Source organism: Wolbachia endosymbiont of Drosophila leontia, from assembly GCF_028981785.1.
GTDB classification, from domain to species: domain Bacteria; phylum Pseudomonadota; class Alphaproteobacteria; order Rickettsiales; family Anaplasmataceae; genus Wolbachia; species Wolbachia pipientis.
Window position 1 is genome coordinate 1 of the sequence record NZ_JAPQLK010000181.1, and the last position, 4,393, is coordinate 4,393.

Sequence of the window (4,393 nt, forward strand, 5' to 3'; positions counted from 1 at the left end):
CCAGCTTGCAAATGATTGTCCTTTCCTTCATTTCTCTCCTATTACGAAGATTTTAAACAGGTTCTTAGGCGCGATTGTGAATTCAAGTGTATCAAATAAAACGGACTTCTTGATTGTCGGCGAAAAACCTGGGTCAAAGTATCACAAAGCTTTAAAACTAGGTATTAAAATTTTAACTGAAGAGGAATTTAATAAACTAATCATGAGAGAAAAATAAACGCTATTATTTCCTATACCTTCTTCATCACTGAAAGCCTCAAATCAACAAGTAGCAATTTTCTTTTCGTTAGATTGCAATTCAACTGCGAGAAAAATGTACATAAAAAAGAGGCTTACAGCAGATGCCCAAAACTCTACAGCAATCCGTTTTGTCGAAAGCTGTTGCCTGATATAACTTGATGCCCACGCTATTAAAGCTAAATTCTTGGTCATAAGCTTCAGATGGTTTACCAAGGTGGTTATGTGAGCGATATCGTTGTACACCAAAAAGCGTATCTTTGATGTCTCCTACAGCTCCAAATTCATGACATCCATTTGCTGGCCTTTTTAGGCGCTTTACAGAAGAGTTGATAAAAAGAGTGCCAAAACTACATTCAAGGCTTAAAATACCATTCTAAGCTCACCTCTGAAGGTCGTTTTTTTCATCAACACTCTTGAATCTTACCTGAAAATAAAAACGTTGAATATTTCTTCAGAATTGTGTATAATTATTAATGCTTTTTAGGTTGATTTCTTATGGCTCTTTCGAAGTTCCTTGACGTACGAAATGATGTTGCGTTCAAAAAAATATTTGGTACTGAAAAAAATAAGGATATACTTATTCACTTCCTCAATGACATCATTGGCTTCACTGGTAAAAACCAAATAAAGGATATAGAGTTTTTAAGTACTATTCAAGACCCTGATATCGCCGCTAAAAAGCAAAGTATTGTTGACGTTCTCTGTAGAGATGAAGATGGGATGCAAGTGATCGTCGAGATGCAAGTTGCTAAAACTAAAGGATTTGAAAAACGTGCTCAATACTATGCTGCTAAAGCTTATTCAAGACAAGCTGATAAAGGTGATCAATACCAAGACCTTAAGGAAATTATCTTTATTGCTATAGCAGATTGTATCCTGTTTCCGGACAAGTCTGAGTATAAATCAAAGCATACTATTCGGGATGAAGATACTAATGAACACGATCTAAAAGATTTTTACTTCATATTTATTGAATTGCCAAAATTTCCAAAAACCAAAGAGGATCAGCTTTCAAATATAGTTGAAAAATGGATCTACTTCTTTAAATATGCAGATGAGACTAGTGAAGAAGAGCTGGAAAAAATAATAGGTAGTGATCTAATAATTAAAAAGGCCTATGAAGAGCTAAATAGATTCAACTGGTCAGAAAAAGAATTTATTGCCTATGAACAGGAAATAAAACGTATTCTTGATGAACAGGCTGTCCTCGCTCAAAAACTCGATGATGCTACTGAAAAAGGTAGAGAAGAAGGCATACAAATCGGACATGGAAAAGGCAGAAAAGAAAGGGAAATTGAAGTCACAAAAAACCTACTTAAAGCAGGAGTTTCTATTGATATTATAACTCAAACTACTGGTCTTACAGTTGACGAAGTCAAAGACTTAACCTGATTTTATCTCTTTTCACACCTAGATGAACATCTTTGTACTAGATGAAAACCCAGCAATTGCGGCGCAAATGTTATGTGATAAGCATATAGTAAAAATGCCATTAGAAACTGCTCAGTTATTAAGTAATGTTTTTTCAATCGCATTAAAAGCGCCAAATCCTTTTGTCAGTACCACAGATCAGAATATAGCAGTTCCATATAAACTCACTCACAGCAATCATCCTTGTTCTTTATGGGCTAGGCAATCGAAAGGGAACTTTTGTTGGTTGATAGAGTACGGAAAAGAATTGTGTAAAGAGTATACACAGCGATACAAAAGAAAGCATAAATCAGAGGAAGTAATAGATTGGTGTGATAGTAATAAGGATTTGCTAATTTTTCAATCAGCAGATATACAAACTTTTATACAAGCACTGCCTGATCGCTATAAATGTAGTAGTCCCATAAAAGCCTATAGAGAATATTACCTAAAAGAAAAGATGAGGTTTGCTAAGTGGGAAAAAGGTAGAGAAGCACCAGGTTGGATAATCTGCTACACAATACCACAGCTAATATAGCTCATAAATAAAGAAGCCATCCAAATCGGACATGAAAAAAGCAGGGAAGAGGGCGAAAAACAGGCTAAAATAGCTGTGGCTAAAAATTCACTCAAGGCGGGTGTTTCTATTGATGTTATTGCTGAAATAACAGGGTTTTCTGTTGATTATATTGAGAAAATTCAAGAAAAGAAGTTTTAGCCATAACGTTTTTTTATTAAACCCTCTATTCTAGTAATTCTAATATTGCAATCCATTCTAATGTCTGTACAATGCCTTTTTTATATAAATACTTAATAGGAGGGGTTAATGCCAACACAGAAAGAGCTTCGGGCTACGATGTCCAAAAAATTACAGGAAGCTATTAAATATCCAGATCCAGCAGTTGCTGCCGGGAGGAAGTCAGCTATCAAGAGATGGGTGGGAGTCCTTCAAGATAACTTTATGGAGCACATAAAATACTTTAAGGGTGATAAGTTGAAGTTTTTGCACAATGTATTCCAAGATGAAGGTTGCTGGTCAGGTGTAAGGTTGGATAATGCTGCTTTAGGTTAAAGGTTTACTGAAGAAAAAATAGGTGGAATAGATAATCCACTTCGCAAATATGAGATGGCTTGTAGTTACTGTGTGGTAGATAAAATTCATCCACTCTTTCAAAAAGCATTTGAATCCTACAAAAATGGATTTTCTTCTGATGAACTTGATAGTAGAGGTAATCCTATAACTGATGAGTACATACGAAACTCGCTTTTGGGTGGCATTCGAAGGAAAGGTCCTGTATTTGATTTCTGGATCGATAGAGAATCTGGGGAATTAAAGAAGTATGATGCAGTAGAAGGTTTTGACAGTGCTGTAAAACTTAAGTGGAGTGAAGGAGTAGAGTATTTTCATAATCTGTTGAAAGAAGAAGATAAAGAAAAGAAGCTCACAGAAGCTATTCTTGCTCTATCTCGCGTTCAATCTGTTGAGAAAGATGCTCCTATTTTAGATTTTTGTGTAAATAAGATAGTCGATAAAGATACTCTTTTACAGAAATTATTGCAGAAAGATAAGGGAGTATATGCTCTTCTTGCTAAATTAATAGAGTCATGTTTTTTTGATACAGTTCATGATTTGGTACAGTGCTGGTGCTATAAAGACGTTTCAGCAGGAGGAGACCATTCAGACAAAATATTCTCACAGCGAGAGTATGAACTTCTTCTTTCATCACTCTCAAGTGTAATGTTGAAAAATTCTGAGTCAAGTGTTCAAGCTAGATCTCTTATTATGAAGATTTGGGGATGTGATCACTTTTATAAACACAAGAAGGCTGCCGTTAATACTTCTAATTATACGGTTCATGTAAGTGGTATGCTTGCAGGATTAATAGTCAATTGGAAGCGAGAAGATAGTCATGAGTCTGATAGGGAAAAAGAAATAGAGAAAAAAGAAATATTAGATATAATGTCATTTGCCAAGGATTGCTTCCCTGAAAAGTTTGAACTTTTTAAAGAAGTCATGATAGAAAACCTTAGATTATGTGGTAGAGAAGGTAAAAGAGTAAATGTAGATTACGGTCTGTTTGCAGAAGAGTTATTCTCTGAGTTAGAGAAAACAACTCTACCTCTTGGTCCTGTAGGTGATGGTCCTTGGAATAATTTACGGTCACGATCTAAAGCTCATGGTAGTAAGGAAACAACTTTGCCAGTTGATGATGGTCCGCAGTCTGAGCTTGGAACTCCTAGTGTAAGTGGTGTTTCTTCTTATAAGAAAAAAAGCGTCTTTACGCTTAGTGGTAACAAGTAATCCACTTATGAACTCTTGGTGTTTCTGGTCGTAGTAAATAAGGGGTATTTTGTATGAGTAATGGTGATGGACTTATTAGGAGTTTGGTGGATGGAGATCTTGAAGGATTCAGACAAGGATTTGAATCTTTTTTAGATCAATGTCCATCTTTCTTGTACCATGTAAGTGCAGGTCGTTTCCTTCCTGTATTCTTTTTTAGTATGTTTGCTACTGCACATGATGCTAATATCTTAAATGCAAATGAGAGAATGTATTTTCGTTTTGATAATCATAGTATTGATACACGTGGTAGAAATAGAAATACAGGAAATCTGAAAGTTGTTATTTTAACTCATAATCGTGACGGACAGCAAGTTGTCAGATGCTACAGCATTTCTGAGAACCTGTTTAAAATCTTCGTAATAGGAGAGAAATGAAGGAAAGGACAATCATTTGCAAGCT

The 4,393-nt window shown here is 35.4% G+C and carries 5 protein-coding genes and 2 pseudogenes; all 7 read left to right on the top strand.

Annotated features, from left to right (window positions below; genetic code table 11):
• Window positions 1–217, top strand: a 217-nt coding sequence (locus tag OZD63_RS05985) for a BRCT domain-containing protein (RefSeq protein ID WP_275008375.1), incomplete at its 5' end; no start/stop codon positions are given.
• Between the two features lie 518 nt (window positions 218–735).
• On the top strand, window positions 736–1,632 hold the full coding sequence (locus tag OZD63_RS05990) for an Rpn family recombination-promoting nuclease/putative transposase (RefSeq protein WP_274979663.1): 897 nt from the start codon (window positions 736–738) through the stop codon (window positions 1,630–1,632).
• Between the two features lie 22 nt (window positions 1,633–1,654).
• Entirely contained in the window at window positions 1,655–2,188 is a 534-nt protein-coding gene (locus OZD63_RS05995; protein ID WP_182319956.1) for a pyrimidine dimer DNA glycosylase/endonuclease V, read from the top strand.
• Window positions 2,189–2,197: 9 nt separating this feature from the next.
• Window positions 2,198–2,368, top strand: a pseudogene (locus OZD63_RS06330) (pyrimidine dimer DNA glycosylase/endonuclease V); the annotation flags it as partial.
• Between the two features lie 108 nt (window positions 2,369–2,476).
• Window positions 2,477–2,722, top strand: a complete 246-nt coding sequence (locus tag OZD63_RS06000) for a hypothetical protein (protein WP_275008376.1) — start codon at window positions 2,477–2,479, stop codon at window positions 2,720–2,722.
• Window positions 2,723–2,794: 72 nt separating this feature from the next.
• Window positions 2,795–3,952 carry a cytoplasmic incompatibility factor CifA gene (locus OZD63_RS06005; RefSeq protein WP_275008377.1) on the top strand — a complete coding sequence of 386 codons (1,158 nt, stop codon included), beginning with the start codon at window positions 2,795–2,797 and terminating at the stop codon, window positions 3,950–3,952.
• Window positions 3,953–4,038: 86 nt separating this feature from the next.
• Window positions 4,039–4,338, top strand: a pseudogene (locus OZD63_RS06010) (hypothetical protein); the annotation flags it as partial.
• Window positions 4,339–4,393: the final 55 nt, after the last annotated feature.

Excerpts from the sequence above, each read along its gene's own strand:
- OZD63_RS06000 (WP_275008376.1), top strand. The coding sequence starts at position 2,477 with ATGCCAACACAGAAAGAGCTTCGGGCTACGATGTCCAAAAAATTACAG.
- OZD63_RS05990 (WP_274979663.1), top strand. The coding sequence starts at position 736 with ATGGCTCTTTCGAAGTTCCTTGACGTACGAAATGATGTTGCGTTCAAA.
- OZD63_RS05995 (WP_182319956.1), top strand. The coding sequence starts at position 1,655 with ATGAACATCTTTGTACTAGATGAAAACCCAGCAATTGCGGCGCAAATG.